Origin of the sequence: Enterococcus sp. DIV1639a (assembly GCF_050530445.1) — a bacterium.
GTDB classification, from domain to species: Bacteria; Bacillota; Bacilli; order Lactobacillales; family Enterococcaceae; genus Enterococcus_B; species Enterococcus_B hirae.
Window position 1 is genome coordinate 2,106,765 of the sequence record NZ_CP172886.1, and the last position, 21,366, is coordinate 2,128,130.

Annotated in this window: 18 protein-coding genes; 2 read left to right on the forward strand and 16 right to left on the reverse strand. The window is 36.5% G+C overall.

What is annotated here, in order from left to right; all coding sequences use genetic code 11:
* Positions 1-26: 26 nt before the first annotated feature.
* Positions 27-575, reverse strand: coding sequence for a CvpA family protein (locus IGJ32_RS09645; protein WP_010718650.1), 549 nt, complete (start codon positions 573-575; stop codon positions 27-29).
* Positions 576-596: 21 nt separating this feature from the next.
* Positions 597-1,034, reverse strand: coding sequence for a cell division protein ZapA (zapA, locus tag IGJ32_RS09650; RefSeq protein WP_010718651.1), 438 nt, complete (start codon positions 1,032-1,034; stop codon positions 597-599).
* A gap of 221 nt (positions 1,035-1,255) precedes the next feature.
* Between zapA and rnhC the strand changes: the two genes are divergently transcribed.
* On the forward strand, positions 1,256-2,170 hold the full coding sequence (gene rnhC, locus IGJ32_RS09655) for a ribonuclease HIII (RefSeq protein WP_342081864.1): 915 nt from the start codon (positions 1,256-1,258) through the stop codon (positions 2,168-2,170).
* A 263-nt stretch (positions 2,171-2,433) separates the two neighbouring features.
* Here the strand turns inward: rnhC and IGJ32_RS09660 are convergent, their stop codons facing one another.
* The 8 genes from IGJ32_RS09660 to IGJ32_RS09695 form a co-directional block, all read right to left on the reverse strand.
* Positions 2,434-4,746, reverse strand: coding sequence for a glycosyl hydrolase family 18 protein (locus IGJ32_RS09660; protein WP_373169210.1), 2,313 nt, complete (start codon positions 4,744-4,746; stop codon positions 2,434-2,436).
* Positions 4,747-5,202: 456 nt separating this feature from the next.
* Complete coding sequence (locus IGJ32_RS09665; protein ID WP_342081866.1) at positions 5,203-7,848, reverse strand: hypothetical protein; 2,646 nt, start codon at positions 7,846-7,848, stop codon at positions 5,203-5,205.
* A gap of 281 nt (positions 7,849-8,129) precedes the next feature.
* Positions 8,130-8,702, reverse strand: coding sequence for a TetR/AcrR family transcriptional regulator (locus IGJ32_RS09670; RefSeq protein ID WP_010738025.1), 573 nt, complete (start codon positions 8,700-8,702; stop codon positions 8,130-8,132).
* A gap of 21 nt (positions 8,703-8,723) precedes the next feature.
* Positions 8,724-9,395, reverse strand: coding sequence for an ABC transporter ATP-binding protein (locus IGJ32_RS09675; RefSeq protein WP_010718656.1), 672 nt, complete (start codon positions 9,393-9,395; stop codon positions 8,724-8,726).
* 12 nt (positions 9,396-9,407) lie between these two features.
* Positions 9,408-10,478, reverse strand: coding sequence for an ABC transporter permease (locus IGJ32_RS09680; protein WP_342081867.1), 1,071 nt, complete (start codon positions 10,476-10,478; stop codon positions 9,408-9,410).
* A gap of 262 nt (positions 10,479-10,740) precedes the next feature.
* Complete coding sequence (locus IGJ32_RS09685; protein ID WP_034699072.1) at positions 10,741-11,847, reverse strand: alpha-hydroxy-acid oxidizing protein; 1,107 nt, start codon at positions 11,845-11,847, stop codon at positions 10,741-10,743.
* Positions 11,848-12,155: 308 nt separating this feature from the next.
* Positions 12,156-12,947: a PhzF family phenazine biosynthesis protein gene (locus IGJ32_RS09690; RefSeq protein WP_010738028.1), complete on the reverse strand. Its 792-nt coding sequence runs from the start codon at positions 12,945-12,947 to the stop codon at positions 12,156-12,158.
* Position 12,948: 1 nt separating this feature from the next.
* Positions 12,949-13,914: an ornithine cyclodeaminase family protein gene (locus IGJ32_RS09695; protein WP_207426831.1), complete on the reverse strand. Its 966-nt coding sequence runs from the start codon at positions 13,912-13,914 to the stop codon at positions 12,949-12,951.
* 91 nt (positions 13,915-14,005) lie between these two features.
* Between IGJ32_RS09695 and IGJ32_RS09700 the strand changes: the two genes are divergently transcribed.
* Complete coding sequence (locus IGJ32_RS09700) at positions 14,006-15,400, forward strand: PLP-dependent aminotransferase family protein (protein WP_342081868.1); 1,395 nt, start codon at positions 14,006-14,008, stop codon at positions 15,398-15,400.
* 181 nt (positions 15,401-15,581) lie between these two features.
* Here the strand turns inward: IGJ32_RS09700 and IGJ32_RS09705 are convergent, their stop codons facing one another.
* The 6 genes from IGJ32_RS09705 to IGJ32_RS09730 form a co-directional block, all read right to left on the reverse strand.
* Entirely contained in the window at positions 15,582-15,830 is a 249-nt protein-coding gene (locus IGJ32_RS09705) for a hypothetical protein (RefSeq protein WP_178285764.1), read from the reverse strand.
* Between the two features lie 23 nt (positions 15,831-15,853).
* Positions 15,854-16,141, reverse strand: a complete 288-nt coding sequence (locus tag IGJ32_RS09710; protein WP_342081869.1) for a hypothetical protein — start codon at positions 16,139-16,141, stop codon at positions 15,854-15,856.
* A gap of 44 nt (positions 16,142-16,185) precedes the next feature.
* Entirely contained in the window at positions 16,186-17,376 is a 1,191-nt protein-coding gene (locus tag IGJ32_RS09715; protein ID WP_342081870.1) for a hypothetical protein, read from the reverse strand.
* Positions 17,377-17,402: 26 nt separating this feature from the next.
* Positions 17,403-17,798, reverse strand: coding sequence for a DUF1310 family protein (locus IGJ32_RS09720; protein WP_342081871.1), 396 nt, complete (start codon positions 17,796-17,798; stop codon positions 17,403-17,405).
* A 305-nt stretch (positions 17,799-18,103) separates the two neighbouring features.
* The gene (locus IGJ32_RS09725) at positions 18,104-19,426 is read right to left on the reverse strand and encodes a 2-hydroxycarboxylate transporter family protein (protein WP_342081872.1); all 1,323 of its coding nucleotides are present in this window, start codon (positions 19,424-19,426) and stop codon (positions 18,104-18,106) included.
* Between the two features lie 218 nt (positions 19,427-19,644).
* A complete protein-coding gene (locus IGJ32_RS09730; protein WP_034699054.1) occupies positions 19,645-21,285 on the reverse strand; it encodes a malolactic enzyme in 1,641 nt (546 codons plus the stop codon).
* Positions 21,286-21,366: the final 81 nt, after the last annotated feature.

Below are 21,366 nucleotides of genomic sequence, written 5' to 3' on the forward strand. Positions count from 1 at the left end.
GTTACACTTTTACAAAAAATTTTTGATTAGTTTATCACATTCGTTATCCATAAATCATGGATTTTATTGGTTAGAAATGGTGTCTGCTCTACGATAAAGCGGGCAAGACTATTTCCACTAAATTGTTTTTGAACGATATCTACTGGCACAAAAGTCAATAAACTCAAGAGCAAAAATATCGTGACATAGGCAACGATTAAAGATAAGATGCCTCCCGCAAGCCAATCGACTTGTTTTAGGATCGGAATATAGGTCAAGCTATGAACAAAAATCCCGATAAAACGAGTAAGCAATCCTCCAATAAATAAAATCAGCAAAAAGGCGACTCCTGCATAAAAAGCTTCATCTAATCTGAAAGAAAATGTCTGATCAAAAAAGACCATTTGGGAATTAGATGTTACCGCAGGATAAGGAATATATAATTCCAGACGACTTGCTAGATCCTTATAAAAGTGCTGTGCTGCCATAAAAGACAAGATATAACCGATCGTATAAACGACCTGCATAGAGAATCCTCGTCGCGCACCTGAAAAAAATGCAAGCAGCAAGATAAATAAAATCAAAAGACTTAACATGTCTTGTTCCTTTCTCTTTCATCAATTTGAAGATTTTTGTTTGATTTGACCTTTTCTTTTTTCATTTAAAATTTGTTGGGCTTCCACATGATTCTTGATTTCTCGATCTGCTTGTCCGTTTTCTTTCAACACTTCTCGTGCTTCGTTTTCAATCGCTTCAATTCTTTTGATTCGATTTTCCATTTCCACAAATTTGATCATTTTTTTCTTTAAATCTGCTACTTCTTTTTCAAGTTCGAGATTTCTTTCTTGCTTCTTCAATTGATCCGAGAGCGCATTGACAGCCATTAAGATCGCTGCTTGTTCATTATCGATTTGCGGAGACAAATCCTTCAATTCTTTTAGTTGTTCATTGATCAAATTTGTCACGATATCCATATGGTGCTTTGTTTCACGTCCAATAATCGTGTAAGTTTGGTCGGCAATCACTGCTTTATAGCGTGTTTTTTCGTGCGCCATCCGAATCATTTCCCCCTATTGATAAAATTATTATCTAGTGTACCATGAAATTAATGATTTAACAGTTGTACACAAATTTTCTTATATTTACCTTATCATTATATGATAAACTTTGAAAAAATGCTATGTCTCGTCCCCAACTGAACGACAAGGAACTATTGAGGGATCTTTCATCTAACAAGCATCTAAATTTATTAATTTAACTAAAATGGAGGTACATAATGAGTAATATTATCATCAAAGTAACGACTGCCCAAATGGAAAAAATGAAACAAGCTTATCTTTCTTATCTTTTACCTAAAAAAATTCCTTATACCGTATTTGCTGCTAAAAAAAATGGCACGACCATCACTGCATACACCTCAGGAAAAGTCATGTTCCAAGGTGCAAATGCCGAAAAAGAAGCAAGTCAATGGGGAAAGGCAGCTTCAGCAAAACCCAAAGCTGGAAAAACAGCTGCATCTTTGCCTAAGAACATCGAATCTTTATCTGTATTAGGAAGTGATGAAGTGGGAAATGGGAGTTACTTCGGTCCATTGACAGTTTGTGCTACTTACGTGGCCAAGGAGCAACTAACACAACTAAAAAAACTAGGCGTTCGTGATTCAAAAGAATTAAAAGATCCTCAAATCATTCAATTGGCTAGTATCTTGAAGAAGACGATCCCTTATCAACTTTTAGTACTCGATCCTAAAAAATATAACGAGATCCAACCGAAATACAATGCTGTGCGTATGAAAGTTGCTTTGCATAATCAAGCGATCCATTTACTGCTGAAAAAAATTGCTCCTGTCAAACCAGAGGCAATCTTGATCGATCAGTTTACACCAGAAAGCAATTATAAAAAGTATGTCCGTTTGGAAAAAAATCAAGTGCAAGAAAAACTCTATTTTGTGACCAAAGGAGAACAATACCACTTAGCGGTAGCTGCGGCATCGATCATCAGCCGAGCAAGTTTTCTAGAAGAATTAGCTAAAGAATCAGCAGAGATCGGTCTAGAGTTACCTTCTGGCGCTGGAACAAAGTCGGATCGAATAGCTGCAAAAATCATTGAACAAGGTGGCGTTGATTTGTTAGCAAATTATGCAAAATTACATTTTGCGAATACTGAAAAAGCAAAAAAAATGAGTTTATGATATCCCTTTAACGCTTTATTCTAAAGATAATAAACGTTGTTTCAGAAATCATTCTGTAGGTATGAAGTGTTGAAGCAGTGGATAAAAGCCCTCTTAAAACAGGCGGTACCACTCGTTTACCCTTAAGAGTACAGCTTGGTCTTTTAGATAGCATAAAAACTCCCATCACAGTAGAATAGAACTTTTTTCCACTGCGATGGGAGCCAATTAATTAGTCCCAAACGTTAAAACTTAGTATGTTTTACCCATTAATAACCAGCAATTTAATCAATCAACTCCCAAGGTCCCCATTGTTCAGTACCTGGTTCTTCCCCGCTTGTCCACCATTTCGCTTGATAGTTTTGCCCTTTATGAGACACCTTATCACCAGCTTTGTAAACATTTGTAGCACTCCATGCTTCATATTTTGATGAAGATGTGCTATCTAGTGTTGTTACACTCAAAGGTTGACTGTGTTCTGAAACATTACCAGAATGATCAAACGCTTTTACAGTATAAATGTACGTTGAACCAGCCATTAAATATTTGTCAATATAATTGGTAGTAGCTGTTTGACCAACTTGTTGTCCATCACGATAAACATAATATCCTGCTACTCCTTTATTATCCGTCGAAGCGGTCCAATTCAACGTCACGCTTGTCTCTGTCACATTTGAAGCTGTCAGATCAGTCGGAATAGATGGTGCTTCTTTATCTTCTGGATCTGGTGTTGGCGTTGGTGTTGGATTAGTTGAATCCTCTCCATAAATCGTTTGTTGCGAGATATCTATACCGGCTTTGGTAATTCTTTGTGCTAGATTTATAGAAGCAATATGATCAACGGATACATCAGTTGCATTTGATTTTAATCTAAACACATATGTCTCCCCTGGTTTAAGCTCTTTTCCTTCATAAACCCCACTTAAATCGATCGTCACCGTTCCATTTGAGGTTGAAACCTCGCCTGCTTTGTAATCACCACTACTAAGAATTTCATTTGAATTCAACGCTAAAGTGTATCGTGGTAATTTAATTGTCTTGTGAGAAGATTCAATAGCTGATAAAACGTCCGAATTTTCATTTAGTGTTTCTTTATTTTTGATGACTAATTCATACCCTTTTGAACTGTTTTCAGAATAAGTAGAAATCCCTACCTCGACATTTAGATCACTTGATACAATTTTATGCTCTGGAAGTTTTTCTGTACCAAACAACCCATTTTTGATTGCTTTGGTCAGTTCATCTCTTTTCGTACTCGTTGTTGGCTTATCTTGCGATTGCATCCAAGAGATTACACCACCTAATTCATGCTCTTTCACATATTGCGTTTTGTAATTAATTGATTTTACATTGTCATAGGTAAAGAACTCTTTTGAAACTTCGCTGTATAAAAATGGTGCTTTGGCTGTATCATCCCAATATTCTTTTAAAGTCGGGATTTTAGTTTTTAATTCATCAATGTTTCGGTAGGACCAAACTCCACCTGCTCGGCCACCATCCCCAAGTGCCAGAGAATGTTCATTGTCCGCACCATATGTCGGCGTTTGGTCTGCATCTTTATTGCTTTTTTCAGCAGGTTGGAATAATCCAGGAGTATTTGGGTCTGTCCCTTTAGCTACTTCATTCCACCCACGAGTATAGAAAGCTGCACCAATAACGATTTTTTCTGAAGGAGCCCCATGTTCTTTCAAAAAGCGAACGGTCTGATCAACGGATAATCCATTTGCATAGTTCGGGTCGTTAGGATTACCATAAAGCGCAGTATGATGACCACTTGTTGCACTCCAAGCACCATTCATGTCATAAGTCATCATATTCGCAAAGTCAACTACTTCAAATAGTTGTTTGATGTCAATTCCCTTGTCCAACATTCCTTGGGACGCAGGTAATGCTACAGAAAGTTCATAAGTCTTACCTAATTCCACTCCTTGTTTATCGATCGCCGCTCGAATATCTTTTAATAGTAAAATATAATTTTCTTTATCCTCTGGTTTTGCGTTAGGTGTTCCTTCATCATTTTTGTTGTCGACACGATCAGGCTCACGAACATCTGCTGGATATTCCCAATCAATATCAACGAAATCCATGTTGGTATATTTTAAGAATTTAGTAATGTTTTCCATTAATTTTTTTCGTTTCGCAGGACTAGCTGCAACTTCAGAAAAATCACCCGATTTTGACCAACCACCTAATGACACGCCAATTTTTAAGTTTTTATTTTGTCCACGCAAATTTTGAAGCGCATTCAACAACCCAGAAGCAGCATTTCCCCATCCGACTTCTGCTTCACCTGCTGGCACGCCTACAGCGGCTTCTTTATCTGTAAATTTCAACTCACCATTACTATCAAAATCTAAAAAGGCATAATTTAAATGCGTCAATTGGTCTGCGGCAATATCTTTAGGATAAAATTCTTGTTCTCCTCCCCAAATCGACCAATCACCATAATACATCACATTACGATAAGACGCTTTTTTTGTAATTTCCTGAGCTTCTTCTGCATGCACATGTTCTTTGTGGCTGAATAATGGCGTTGTCAGAGAAATAACAGAAGAAAATAACATCGCTGCCAAACTAATTTTTTTTAACTTTTTCATTTTTAACCCTTCCCCTCTTTTTCTATACGAACTCCCCTAATGAAACTTATTACCCATAAAATAAATCAGTTATTTTTAATAAACCAACCTCCTAAAAAACAAAAAAATGATAACCCTTACAAAACAAGGTTAACATTATCTTATCAAAGCATCAAATGATTTGATATTTTTGTATTGCATATTAACATTTATATATTTATAGTTATCTAAAATAACTAATTAATATCCCTATTCTCTTTTCTCTTTTTCATCTTTTTTTACTGCTTTATTTAAAATAACTATTATTTTTTATTTTTATATTTATAAAAGAACAAAAAAAGCATTTCGCCAAAATAAATTGGACAAAATGCTGCGAATCTTTTTATGTATGATTTGTTCATTTTTGAATGTATCCTCTTAGAGTTGGATCTTCCTGATTCTTTTCGTTTCATCATTAACATTTAACTGAAAACTTTTTCAACGAAATTGACGATCATATTTAATCTGCGATTCCTGCTCTCTAAAACAATTTAATGTACGTAAGTATCGTTTAGCCGATTTTAAATGTTCAGCTAGTGGTTTTTTTTCTCCAAGATAAGTATAATAATTAGCTAACACGACTCTTTTTACCTCGTCTTTAGTGATGGTCTCTAATTTTAGCTTTTTGATGGTTTCTTTTGCAATTTTGACTGGCATTTTTTGTAAGAAAAAGTAATTGACCAGCGCATGTATATGCCCCCCCTTGGATCGGTTCTCTTTGATTAACTCATCACAACGTTTCCTTATGTCCCTTTTCCCTTTGTTGATCTCATCTGCTGAGAGTTTACCATCAAAAATCGGTTGAAATAATGGAATCTCATAACGATCACTTAATCGATTACTGATTCTTCTACTTGCACCTATGGAAATCAATGTATTTTCTATTTCTTTCCTTTGCCAGAGCCAATCATCCTTTTTTTGTACGATATGATCACAATACTTCTCAATGATGCTCACCTTTAATGCATCTGAAGAAACCGGCAAAGGAAAATCAAACGCATCAATCACATGGAGTGTTTCCTTTAGTGGTCTCTCTGTAAATAATAGAAAATGAACAATAGCCTTCATTCCTTTTTCATTACCTAAATCCTTTAAAAAAGAGTGACAACGATTCAACTGTCCAGATAAACGTCCAGCTTTTGGGAATAACTCTTCATTTACATGGTTATTGATCAACGTGACTAATTCTTGATTCGCTCCCCTTAAGGCAAGGGCATTTTCACTTGATTTTTTCCACTCAATGAGCCCTAATTTATTAAAAGATGCTTGGCACTCCTTAACAAGTCTTACTTCTTCTTTGATAGTCAAATAACTATTATCAAGAACAACATTTACTTTTGAAGGGATTTTTGTAAAAATTTCCTCAAGAATATCTGGAGGCAGCTCTTGAAGCACAAGATAATTCCGTGTTGCCAATGGCTCAAAATGTTCACAACGTTGGACTACTTCGTCAATGAGTTTTTGAGACGACTTCATCTTCAAAGAAGGAAGCAAGGTGACATTTAGTATCTTACTCAATTGATCGATCTGCGTTCGAGTCATTCCTCGTAAAACAAGATATTCCTCACATTGTTTCTTTCCAACAGTTCCCTCAGATCCTATCAACATCGATTGGCACTTGTACACTTCCTCGAATTGTTTCTGTAAATAAAATTTATTGATAGTTTTAGGAAACCTTAGATCTCTAAAAATTTTATCAACATACTTGGGCGCTGTATTTTGTAACAATAAGTATTTTTGAATCGCTACAAAGCCTTTTTTTGGCCCTAAGTCTTCTAAAAAAGAATTGCACCGATCAACTAATGTGCTAATTGCCCCTCTTTTAGTCATATCTATCATTGGGAATATTGATTGATCGATGTATTCATTCATTTGATGAAGCTGTTGTAAACTAGGATAAGTTAAAATAAAATAATTCTCGAATTTTTTTCTGCCCATTTCTGATCCTAATTCTCGAACAAATTGGCTATATTTTATATATCTAGTTAAACAAAAATGGAAATTTTTTCGATCCTCATCATTCATAGAATCTTTTATTCGCTCTATGACTTCGATATTGATTGCAGGAGGGAAATCTTCCAACATAAGGTAATTATTGACTGATTTAACTCCATTTACTTTGTTTGGATACCAGTAATTTAAAAAACTTTGGCAATATTTGACTGCTTTAGTTATTTTCTCCTCCTTTGATAAAGGTTCATCTTTCAAGGAAGGCAATAAATTGATGTTTAAAATTTCTCCTATCCGATTGAAAAATTTACGATCTACTCCTTGTAGAACTAGCCGATTTTCTACTTCTGTTGCCCCCATATTATTATAATAGAGCGTTGTAACGAGAAGGTCTTTATACTCTTTTTGATTGATTGTCTTGGGTAATTGAACTTCATTAAGTATATCCTTCGCTCTGTCTGCTGTTGTATTTTGCAACAATAAATAATATTGAACAGCTAATAATCCTTCTGTCTCACCGAAATCCTTTAAAAAAACATTACATCTTTTGGCCGTCAAAGTAATTTGTTTAGAGGATCTGGAATTCTCCCATGTAGGAAACAAAAATTCTCCAATTGTTGCACTTATTTTGTTGTATTCAGATCGAGGAAGTTCATTTAAAATGAGTTGATTTTCAATTGCTTTTATCCCTTCATTTGTGCCATATTTGACCAATGTTTCATTGAACTTTTTATGTAATTGTTTTTTCTTTTCTATCTTTTTAAAAAATCCATGTCTGTTAACAGTTCCCTTAAAAACTAGTCCTTCAACAATTTCTTTAGTCAATTCTGGACTCAGGTCATGTAGCACAAGATAATTTGTAATAGCTTTTTTTCCTATCGCACTATTAAAAACATTTAGCAGCGATTGACAGTATTGAGTGGCTTCGTTAACTATCTCTTGCTGGGTTTTATCCTTAAATATTGGTAAGAAATCCATCTTCTTGATTTGACTGACTGTCTCTATAGACTTTCGATTTGCACCTTCCACTAATAAATGGTGTTCGATACTTCGTTTTTCATCTATCTCTTTGATTTTCTCTAATAAATAGCAAACATAACTATCCCTATCTAAATAGAACAAAGTTCTTTTCATTTCTCTTTCCCTTCTCGTTTATTCATTGAGCTTAAGTATAAAGTGGAAAATAGGGAGAAACGTTCCTTTTTTTTCAAAAAAAAAAATTTATTGAAATCCCCTAATAGAAAAGCCGCTTCAACTAACGAATGAATCCCATCCGCAACATCAACACAAAAAAACGGCGTGCAAGTGTTCGTTCTTTGAAATGGATCTGATGTTTTGGAGACAGCAAATAGTGTCTCCAAAGCATCAGATCCATCCAATCGAACGGAGCTTACACAACCGTTATTCGTCTCAAGCTAAACAATAACCCCATTTAAGTATAGATCGATCAAAGTCGCCACATCAAAAGGCTGTTCCTCTGAATGACCAGATTCAGTAATATAAGGGGCTAGCAAAAGGAAAAAATGTTTCGCTGCCAGTTCCTGTGTGACGTTTTTTCGTAATAGTTGTTGATGATTGGCAAAAATCTTTTCAAAAGGTTCCCGATAATTCTTTTTCCATAAACAAAACAAATGATTTCTTGTTTCAGCTGAAAGATTGAGCTTCAAATCATGCAGCATCATAAACAAATCAATGAGATGGGTTTCGATAAGATATTCAGCCATCTTAGTCAACGTTTGTTGAAAATCATCGGCACCCGTTGCGGCGATCTTCCTCAAATCGTCCCCTACTGTTTTCAAATGTTGTTCCAGAACTGCCTGGTAAAGTTTTTCTTTGTCACTAAAGTAATGATAAAGATTGGGTTGGGTAATCCCGGCGTTCTTAGCAATTTCACGAGTAGACGTACCGAGATAGCCTTTTGACATAAACAAATGATTGGCTTCATGTAAAATCTTTTTTTGCGTGTCTTTGTTATAGCGATGAACCACATACACACCTTCTTTTTATGCTTATTCTGTTTTTTCTTGAAAAACACCGTCTTCCATCATAAACACTTTATCACATTTGTCAATCAGGCGTGTATCATGAGTGACCATAATGATGGCTTTATTTTTTTCTTTCGATTCTTTCGCTAAAATATCTACGACTTCTCTTGCTTTTTCTGAATCTAAACTGGCTGTTGGTTCATCTGCTAAAATAATGGACGGATCGTTGTAAAGCGCTCTAGCGATGGCGACTCTTTGCCGTTCTCCTCCTGATAATTCTTCTGGATATTTGTTGACCAATTCGGCAACACCTAACTGTTCAAATAGTTCATTCGCTTCTTTCTGACGATTCTCATGTTTGACTTTATCCACTAATATCAATTGCTTTTTGACCGATAAAAATGGAACCAAATTAGACGCTTGTAAAATAAATCCGATTTCCTTAAAACGTAATTTTACCCGCTGATTCTCAGGTTGAGCACTAAACTCTTGCCCATTGATCAAAACAGACCCTTTACTAGGTGTTTGTAAGCCACCTGCAATAGTCAAGAAAGTACTTTTTCCTGAACCAGAAGGACCGATGATCGCAACAAATTCGCCTTTATCTACACTGACATTGGTTTTTTTCAGTGCGTGGACGATTTGATCACCATCTTTGAAATTCTTTTCGACATCTTTAAATTCGATTGCTTTCATTTTTTTCATCTCCTAACCAATTGCCTTCAACGGATCGATTTTTACAATTGCTCGTACCGAAAACAGCGCACCTAAAATGGCGACCACTAACATCAAAACACTGATAACTCCGAAAAATAACCAATTACTTTGAAAAGGTACGGTATCTGGTAAAAGGAACGAGGTCCCCACTGTTCCCAATAAACCAAGACCAATCCCAAAGAAAGAGAGTAAGAAGGTTTGTGCCACTACCGAGCGAGCGATAAACCCACCCGTTATTCCTTGCGCCTTCAAAACACCAAAAATATTGATCTTTTGCATGGTCAACACGTAAATGAAAATCCCAATTACAATCGCTGCAATCACGATCAAAAAGCCGATCATAAAACCAAAAGTGAGTACTTGCGCACTATAACCAGGTAATTCATTGATAAATTTAGAAATACTGATTTTTTCAAGATCATTTGGTAAATCATCTATCTTCCCTCTAACTACCACTGCATTGATTCGAGCATTCTCACTTGTATCTGTTTTTTCAAAACGAATCTCTTGGTAAGCATCAAGTGTTGTATATAAAACCGGCGATACATTGAACTTCGCATTTTCGGTAAATCCAGTTAATCGAAAAGTTTTGTCACTACCAGAAAGTTTAACTGTATCGCCAATTCCTAGACCATACTCTTCTTTTAAGCTAATATCACCCACTGCTTCATCATTCCCAACAAAGGCCTTACCTTCAACAATATTAGGTATGATAAATTGATCTGGATCAATACCAAAAAAACTCACATTGATTTTTCCTGCCTCATCGTTGTCTCTACTGGTTACGACACCTGGTGTTTGTGCTAAGTAAGCCACCTTATCCCCTTTTACTTCTTGCGCTGTCTTTTTCGTGATCATTGACATCCCTAGGTTCGTATTGGCATCTTTTGACAGTACAATATAGTCTGCCTCCCACTTATCGACAGCCGTTCGGTTATCTTGTGCCAGTCCATACGCTAAACCGGTTAAAAAAAAGACCAAATATGCAATTAAAAACATCACCCCAGCAACCAACGCATAGCGTAATTTTGAATGTATGATTTCATTTAATGCTAAAAACATCTAACTCCTCCTTTAAAAGTTTATCAAACAATAATACAAGTTTATCACTTGATAAATTTTTAGAGGAATAATCTGCTCACAAAAAAACGGTAAGGCTAAATAAGTTTGCCTTACCGTTTGATTATCGCTATAAAACTGGTTAATATCTTGTTGAAATATTCTTTCCTAAAACAAGCACAGTCATTCAAAAATGCTATCCAAAATCACTATCTGTTCCTGCTGTTTTGCTACTTAATCCCTATTGATAAACCGATTTTTTGTCTTAACACATGAAACGATTTTCTCTCAATTTTGCGTTTTTGATGTCTTCAACAGTTTGAGTTCCAGCTAATTGCATGACCATTTCAAGTTCTGTTTTGAAAAAATCAAATACTTGTTTGATTCCTGTACTTCCTCCTAAAGAAAGTCCATAAATGGCTGGTCTACCAATGGCGACTAAATCAGCTCCTGAAGCAATCGCTTTAAAGACATGTTGCCCTCGTCTAACACCGCTATCAAATACGATCGGTACACGTTTATCCACAGCTTCAGCTACATAGCGTAATGAATCAAAAGAAGCTGGACCACCATCTAACTGTCTACCACCATGATTGGAGACCCAAATCCCTTGTGCACCAGCATCAAGAGAACGATACACATCATCTTCTGATTGTACCCCTTTGACATAAACTGGCAACTCTGAATGGGTCGTAATAAATTCGATATCTTTTGGACTTAATTTTTGTTTAGACGATTTATAGACTGCATCCATCGTTTGACCGACTCCCGATTGGTAAGCTTGAACGATTGGCATGGGCAACGGAAAAGTAAAACCATTTCGCCGATCTGTTTCACGATTTCCGCCAACTGTTGCATCAGCTGTTAAAACAACCGCCTTTGCTCCGTTTCTTTTTGCCATTTCCAAGATATCCAAGTTGATCCCATCGTCCTTACTCATATAAAACTGAAACCATTGAGGAGCTTCAGGACCACCAGCTGCTCTAATTTCTTCCAAGGTACAAGAAGCGTAAGAACTAGCTGTATAGATCGTTCCAAATTCTGATACTCCTTTAGCCGAAGCTTTTTCAGCTTGTTCATGGGCTAATCCATGCGCTGCTACTGGTGCCATAATGATTGGTGCGGCTAATGTTTCATCAGAAAAATAGGTCGTTGTATCAGGTAATTCCACATCTTTCAAAACATGAGGGATAACCAATTGATGATTAAAGGCTTTTTGATTTTCTCGATAAGTAAACAAATCCCCTGCACCACTACTGATATAGCCATATCCACCACTAGGGATTACTTGAGTAGCTGCTAATTCCAGATCTTCCATATTGATGAAATCAATCATCCCTTCATGTGTACCAGCTTGATAAACTTTTTCCATAATAAAGCCTTCTTTCTCTCGAATTAAGAACCATGAATTTTATGATAGCGTTTGCATTATTATCGTACCTCTCAAAAATGATACAGGCAAATAATCTGTTTGAACTCTAGCAGAAAAGTAGTAGTAAAATAATAGAGAGATTTTCTAGGAAAGCTTCAATATTATGGTTGAAAAGAAGAGACTAAGCCAAAACCTGCCTCAGCCTCTTCTAGTATCTCTAAAAACAGGCTTACTTCTATCCTCTGGAAAATGCCCTAGAAGAAAAAGGTATAGATTGTCAGAGGGAACTCCTGCTTCATTTGCGATGCTTATTTTTCTGGAATATAAGCTTCTCCTTGAGCGAATAGCACTGCTTCTCCACCAATCATGATCCTCTCCCCTCGTAACTCACAATCAAGGTAGCCACCTCTTGGTGAAAGCTGATGGGCAATCATTTTTTTCTTACTTAATTTATTTGCCCAATAAGGAATAAGATTGGAATGAGCAGAACCGCAAACGGGATCTTCATTGATCGTTAATTTCGGGAAAAATGTACGAGAAACAAAATCTTCCTTCTGACCACGTGCGGTTACGATCACGCCAACGCCCAAATCAAAATTTTTAATAGCTGAAAAGTTTGGTTGCAACTGTTTTACGGTTTCTTCATCTGTCAGTTCAAAAAATAAATCTCGCGCTAAATAAGCAGCTTTGATTTTTGCACCGATCGCTTTTTCGTATTCAGGTAAAATTGCTACTTTTTTAGGCATGATACTTGGAAAATCCATATAGTAAGTTTCTTGTTGTTTTGTCACAAGAAGTTCGCCACTTTGACTAGTAAATTTGATTGTTTCTTCCTCTACCCCATAATAATTGAACAAAACAAACGCTGTTGCTAAAGTAGCATGTCCACATAAGTCGATTTCACGATCCGGAGTAAACCAACGTAACTCATAGTGTTCCTCCTTTTTGACAGTAAATGCTGTTTCAGATAAGTTATTCTCAATAGCAATTTTTTGCATCACCGTATCTGGTAACCACTTCTCTAAAACGTAGACTGCTGCTGGATTCCCTTTAAACACTTCTTGTGTGAATGCATCAACAACATAATAACTTAACTTCATTTTATTCAGACTCCTTAACTTTTTGATAAATATATTCTGCACAACATAGATCTTCAATCGCTAAGCCAACGGCATCAAAAATCGTGATTGTTTCTTGTTGGTCTTTTAATAATCTTTTTCCTGAAACCAATTCACTTAACGAGCCTGAGATCGCTGATTCTGATAATTCTCCTTCAGCAATCGGAATCAGTAGATCTCCACTTTCTTTCATTGCAGCTTCATAATCATCGACATAGATGGCACTGCTTTTCATCAACTCACTAGTGATTTCACGTGTATCTGGTGTAAACGTACCAATAGCATTGATATGCGTACCAGGAGTAAGCCATTCTTTTTTCAAAAACGCCTCTTTACTAGGTGTTAGCGTACAAATGATCTCAGCTTGTTCCACTGTTTCTGCGAGTGTTTCTCCACTTGAAAATTCAATTTTCGGGTATGCTGTTTGCATTTCCTCAATAAATTGTTGACTTCTTTCTTTACTCAAGTCATAGACAGATACTTTATTGATTGAACGTATAGCACAGATCGCATTCAAATGCGAGCTTGCTTGTTGTCCAGCCCCGATTAAAGCTAATGATGCAGCTTCTTTTTTCGCCAATATATCAGTGGCTAAAGCGGAAACTGCAGCGGTACGAATCCAAGTGACTGCATTCGCGTTGATTAGCGCTACAGGTACACCGTTTTTAGAATCAAATAATAGAATTTCCCCCAAATGTGAAGATAGTCCTTGTAAATGATTATCAGGAAATGCAGTAATGATTTTTGCACCAAAATAACGATCTTTACCAAGATAAGCAGGCATCATCGCAAAAACATTTTTGTTTTTACCATCTGGCAAAATCTCTACCATACGTGTATTTTGACTAATTTTTCCTTCGCCATAATCGCTAAAACACTGACGCATTACTTCAATTGCCTCTTGAAAATCTAATCGTGATACTGCTTCTTCAAAATCGATTTTTCTCATAAAAATCTCCCCCTCACGTCCATATATTATCATTGAATTATATACATTCAATAGTATAATTGTATGGAATACAATTTTAGAGGTGAATAAAATGCCCATAAATTCTTATGAAGATTATCCGATCACTTGGCGACCTGATAAAACAAAATTAACACGCCCCATCTATAAATCTCTGATCCAACAGCTAGAAGAAGATATTCTTACAAGTAAGTTACAAAAAAATACCCAACTTCCTTCTCAGAGAGAATTAGCCGACTATTTAGATATCAATTTTACAACTGTCGGTCAGGCCTATAAATATGGTATTGAGAAAGGTCTCTTGTACACCAATATTGGAAGTGGTACATTCGTTTCCCCTAATGCTTTTACTTCAATCACGATTTCAACTAATCAAGTAGCTGAGCATGTGATTGATTTTGGATTAGTTAGTTCTTTTGAAGACTGCAACCATCTTGTCCTGCCTTTTATCCATTCAGTCAGTCTCAACCCCAATATCGTGGGTTTATTGAATTATCGTGACCCTATGGGAACCAATTTTCAATTAAAGACGGCAGTCGAGTGGTTACAGACTCAAGGGGTTCAAACAACGATTCATCATACCGCAATCGTTTCTGGTGTTCAAAATGGTCTTGCTGTGACACTTGCCGCCTTTTTTTCTCCTGGAGATCGAATCGCTATTGATCGATATACCTATTCCAATTTTATTGAGTTAGCGCATTTGTATCACTTAGAAGTAGTTCCGATCGATTTCGACCAAGAAGGAATGAAACCTGAATTATTGCTACAAGAGTGTCATAAAAAGAAAATAAAAGGGATTTATCTGATGCCTTCTTGTAATAACCCCATCGGTTTTCAACTGTCTCTCCAACGGCGTAATGAATTGAAAGCTATTATTTCCAAAGAAAAGTTATTAGTTATTGAAGACGATATTCATTCTTTTTTAACGACCCATTTTCAACAACAAGTTTTGCCACCGTTTCAACAGCTGCTACCTGACCAAACCATTTACTTGTCAGGAATGACCAAATTCATTTGCTCAGGTCTTCGTGTAGCCTATCTTGTATTACCAGAACGTTTAAGAGAACGAATTGAACGAGCAATCTTTAATATAAACGTCAAAACATCTGGTCTAGATGCAGAAATCATCACTCAAATCTTGCACTCACCAGAAACAATCCAGAAAATCTTAACAACAAAATTAAAACGAACAGCCGAAGCAAATGACTGCTTTGATGCGTATTTTGATTTACCTCGTCCTTCGAATCCTTATCCTTATTATCGAAATATTCCGATCCGAGCCGATATTTCTCCCTTAGATGTAGAACAACATTTTTTGAACAAAGGGATAAGAATCTATCACTCGAATCGCTTCACTAGTCAACAACAAGCTGATCCTTTTATCCGAATCGCCTTATCATCCAATCATTTGGAGATTTTAAAGAAAGGATTACGGATCATTAAAGAAGAAATCGATGCTTATTTATGATTTTTTAGTTTCTATTCTTAGGTATACTCAAAAAATCATTCAATCACTGGCAAACAAAAGAAGATCCATCACTCCTTTGATTTAGAACGTCTTCTCTTGTTATTGCGGTTCATCATTGAATCGATCATTTATTCGTAGTAAAAAAGTTTAGCACAACTTCATGCTCAACTTTTTTACTTCCTTAAGTAAGCCCTTCGAATTGATTCGCCGTTCTTTCGATCACTTGGATAGCTGTCTTGACCCATGTTCCTTTAGAAACGTGACTTAAATGACTTGCATAACTTGTAGTCAGCTGTTTCAACGTTTGTTTCTTCTGTTGAAGTGTTTGTTTGGTCAAGTTTTTTCTATTTTGCGATGTGGCATGACTTGGTGTTGCAACAATAAGCCGAATGAGTTGTTTTTCCAATGTTTTTTGTAATTCTTCAAACATGTTTTTCTCCCGTTTCGTTTTTATTAGTTGTTAGATTCTTTCTCTAAAGTGGAATACTTCTCTACTAATGGACATTTAATGCGACATTCGATCATTCTTTTCTCTCTGCGAAAAATCACTTCTGCCTCTTCTTTGCTATCATTTAACAAACGATAGAACTGTTTTCTGTGGGGGGAAACATCAAAAAACGAAAAATCATGGAATTGGTTTGCTACTTGATCTAAGTAATAATCAAATTTACTTTTTTCTTTCTTTAGTTGGTCGAGTTGATTTTCTAATTGTTTTTTTTCTGAATATAACTGTTTTTCCATAGGTTGAGACTGTCCTTCACCTTTTTTTCCATAACCCCTCCATTTTATGAAAGATATTGGGACAATGTTTTATCTGTCCTCACCTGTTCTTCAACGGTGGTTACTATCTGTTTCAGCAGCGTATCTAATTCATATTGGACCTTTTGCAATAGGGTTAGTTGTTGTTCATAGGTAGCCACTGGTTGACGGACTAGTGTGTACTCTGTCACCTGATTTTCTGCCAGAATAGTCATTTTTTCGGTATCATTCAAATGTTCACCCCAGCGGTTCGTATCCCGTTTCGTTTGGCTCCAAAGAAGATTAGCCTGTTCAATCTCCTTGTTTAGCCACTTGACTACTGTGTCTATCTCAGATTGAATCGCTTGTTTGTATCCCAAGGTAATCGTTCTCGCTTGCATCGCATCTAAAAAAATCTCTTGTGAAGAAGAAATTCCTTTACCGCTGTGACTAAATTGATGATGAATCTCAGCGAGCCGATCCAACTCTTTGCTTGTCTGATGTTTTGCTAATTGGATAATCCCTTTAGACTGTGTCACTAGGTTCCCATCTTGATCAAATAAATAACCGCCCAACATATGCTGTTTGCCCAACTTCACTTTTTTAGATGTCACTTCAATTACTGTGCCCACTTGTTTTTTTGTCAGTGAATACCCGATCGGTACTAAATCTCTTGTGTCAATAAAATTGAAAATCTTTCCTTCATTCGTTAATTTATCTGCCGCTGCTTGTTGTCTGGGATTTAAAATACTGTAAATGTTGGGGCCTTGGTAGAGATATACTCCCTCTAGCCGATCATGAAAAGCAGTCGGCAAATCTGAAATAGCATATTGTCCATTCATTGAACCTAAAGAATGGCCATATACTGAAACTTTGGCATTGGGATACATTTGCATGGTTTCTTGTAATGTATGGGCAGCAGACTTTAATTGCGGCATCGCAGTTGCTCCTCCTGAATTGATCACTTGGACAGCCGTAGGAAGATTGTTTACTCCCCAATCTCGCCATACATCTCCAGGATTTACCAGTATTTTATTGATCCCTATCGAGCCTTGATAAAGGATAGTTATCTGTTTCACTTCTTTTGGCTTTTGCACTTTTGGATTTCCGTCGGTAATGATAAAACTTTTTTCTCCACTTTTTTTGTTATCTATTATCTTTGATACATAACCATATGTTTGACGATTCACTGAAATTTTTTTGTTCACTTCGAGATTCATATAGCTTTGGCTTATCATTCTTATTCTCTCTTCATCAGTCATCCTCATGACTGATCCGCTCTCTCAATCAGCCTATCTAGTTTTTCTGAGAGAACTAATCCATCATTCACTAATTGGTTCCTGCGCTCATTGACTACCAATCCTAATGTTAACTCTTTATCTTGATTAATGATCAATTCAACGTTGATTCCTCCTAAACGATTAGGTTCAATACTTTCGTAATCAATTTCATACGAATGGACGATTCCTTCAGCTGCTAATGCTTTGGGATCTAACCGTTTTAACTCAGATTCGATCAGTTGCGCTACTCGGTCACTCTTAATCATATTGACCATTTCTTCATTAAGCTGCTTTTGTTTCATGTACACAATCCCTCCGATTATGATTATTGCTATCCCTAAAATTTTCATTAAACGATACAACATTTTTTGTTTTTTCATAAATCCTCTTCCTGTTTTCTATCTATTTGACCAACACGTTCGTCATTCTCTTTTCATAATAGAGATACGCAAGTACTTGAAGATTTTTGTCAGATAAACCCAATTTTTTTGTTGATCTGGTTTCTTTTACGATTCATGCTTTTGGTTTGATGGATTATCCAAGAACACTCATGACTTTCATCATGGGTAGTTCCTGCTCAATTAGAAGAATGTAAACAAAAAAACATAGATTTGGAACAAACCTTGTTCCAGATCTATGTTTTTCTTATCGATTAAAGTAAGAAAAAAATTATTGTCTTCGTTTCTTAAGAAAATAGTTGCATCAAAAATCCTGAAATGATCAAGACGATTGCACCGCCTAAACGATTTCCCATTTGCGCAAAAGCAATTAGTTCCATTCGATTAGCCGCAGATAATACTGCTACGTTCCCTGTACCACCCATTGAGTTGTTACACAATCCAGCTGTAATGGTTGATTCAACTGGGTACAAACCGAACAAACGTCCCACGAATCCTGAAGTGAGCGAGATTGCTACAACACTTGTCAAACATAAAACAACGAATTGCCAAGTTAACGCTGAAGCTAAGACATTTAGATTCAATAGCGCAATCCCTATTCCTGCAAGGACAGCTGCTGTTAAATTCTTAACGATCAGATTATTGAACATAATTGCTGCATCCTCATAATAATCAGGTAAGAGATTTGTAATTTTACAAATCACGACAATGATAATCATGAATGCATACGCATGGATTTTTGGCACAAAGTAGTTGCCGATTTGTCCTAAAATAAAGAATGTCAATGACACCATTAGACCTACACCTAATTGGGGGATCGATGGTTTCACATTCCGTGGTTTACCGTCACCAAGATCGCCTTTTGCCATAAGTTTGCCTTCACCATTCAATTTAGGCATTGATTTTCCTGCACGAGCAACCAAAGCTGCTCCAATGATGGCTAAGACATTAGTCATTGCTGTAGCTGGGAGTAATTGAGAAATAATAGAGGAAGCATTCGTTCCTAAGACGTTCGCATAAATCGTAGATAATGGAACTGCGCCAGCTCCAACTCCTCCAGCCATTGCTGGTAAAGAGATATACAGTACGGAACGTCCAAACCCATTACCAATTAACATTCCAACTAGACCAACAGCAAAAAACGAGACAATCATTGAAATAAGTGCTACTGGAATGAAACGTACCGATGCTTTCATTAGTAAATTACGGTTCATCCCTAAAATACTCCCAGTGATTAAAGCTGCGATATAAAAATCTAAGAAACCCATGTTACTTACAAAATTTTCAGTAGCTTTCACCACGTATTCTGGTAATATACCAAAAGTCGCAATTGCAGCTGAGGCAAAGATCGCAAATACGGAACCTCCACCTAGATAACTTCTAACGATTGGGATTTTTGTACCAATAAAATGAAATAAATTCCCGAATATCACTAGAACAGCGATTGGACCAATCATATTCGTTGGTAATTTCCCAAGTGCCATTGCAACGATCAGGACTAATACCATAACCAAATAGATAGGAAGACTTACTCCAGTAATCTTAGTTGTCCAAAATCCTTCTTTTGTTTTTTCTTCAACTTTTGTAGTTGATTCTTCTCTTTGTGTCATTCATACAGATCCTTTCTGAATAAAAAAGCACGGTGAAAGGCTGAGGTACGTTGAAAAATAGTTCAATATCTGATTTTTATAGCTTCTTCATCAGGTGATTCCCATTTTTCACCTCGTTGCATCTAATCAGCTGCTTTCCTTTCACCGATTAACGTACTCTGTGTATGATTGTGCTCAACTAATCCTTCATTCACTTTGTTTTAAAAATTTGGTCAAGCTTATTTGTCTAACTCTTGGTATTCTGGTACCCATTTAGCAGATTCCACTGCTGCTTTGATATCAGTGATTTCTTCACGATTCAATTTTTGAGAAACAACAGATTTCGCTACTGTTTCTGCAATTGTTTGAGAAAATTCAGTGATCTTCGCAACTGGAGGTAAAATTGCTGCGCCTGGTTTTGTAACATCAACGATTCCACCTAATGCACGACTTGCTTGAGAAATGATCTCAGCATTCACACGTGTAGCCGTTGAAGCAATCAAACCAAGTCCTAACCCTGGATACATCAACGCATTGTTTGCTTGTCCGATTTGATAAGTTACTCCTTGGTATTCCACGTCTGCTGCCGGAATCCCAGTTCCTACTAATGCTTTCCCATCAGTCCATTCAATTAAATCTTTGGCTTTCGCTTCCGCTAATTTCGTTGGATTAGACAATGGCATGATGATTGGACGTGGTGTATGGCTTGCCATTTCCTTAACGATTTCTTCCGTAAACGCACCTGGTTGAGTCGATGTCCCAATCATGATTGTTGGATGAATTTCTTTTACGACCGCTTCTAAAGTTGTTAGTTCAGCAGAATTAGTAAATTCAGATCGTTTTCGAGCAAAAGGAATTTGTCCTGGAGTCAAACCTTCTGTATCTTCAAATAATAACCCTTGTTTGTCTACTTGATAAAAGTGTTTTCGAGCTTCTTCTTCTGATACACCTTGACGAATCATTTCGTCTAATAGAATATTGGCAATACCTACGCCCGCAGTACCGGCTCCAAAAGTCAAAATAGTTTGGTCTTTCAATGATTCTCCAGAAATATTCAGTCCACCTAGTACACCAGCAAGAACAACAATCCCTGTTCCTTGGATATCATCATTGAAAGTAGTGATTTTATCTTCATATTTTTCTAAGATCGTTGCAGCATTTCCTCGTCCAAAATCTTCCCAATGCAGTAATAGTTCTGGGAAAAGATCCGTTGCTGCATCAACGAATTGATCGATAAATTCATAATATTTTTGTCCTGTCACACGACGATGGCGATTTCCTAAATACAATGGATTATTTAGTAATTCTTCATTATTTGTTCCTGCATCGATTGATACAGGTAATACTTGGGCAGGGTTGATTCCAGCAGCTGCTGTATAAACCATCAATTTACCGATCGCAATATCTACACCATTGACTCCCCAGTCACCCATACCTAAGATTCCTTCTGCATCAGTCACCACGATCAAGCGAATGTCTCGACCGTCCGCAGCATTTTGTAAACTTGCTTTGATATTTTCTGGTTCATCAATTGAAAGAAACGCAGCATCTTGCGGTTTTAAGAAAATTTCATTGTATTGTTCGATTGAATCCGCAACGACTGGATCATAAACAACTGGCATAAACTCAACTAAATGTTGTCCCATTAATTTATAGAAAAGTGTCCGGTTTGTATTGAATAAATTCATTAAGAAGATTCGTTTTTCAAGATCACTTTGTTTACTCAAATATTGTCCGTATGCTTGAATCGATTGTTCCTCTAACGTTTGGACTGTGCTTGGCAACATACCTGTAATCCCATATTTCGCACGTTCTTCTTTCGTAAAAGCTGTTCCTTTATTTAAAAATGGATTATTTAATAAGTTTAATCCTGTCAACATAGCTAATTCCTCCTAGGTTTTAGTAACAAGGGAAGTATAGGCGTGAGAAAAGAATATAGTCAAAACTAATACCTACCATAA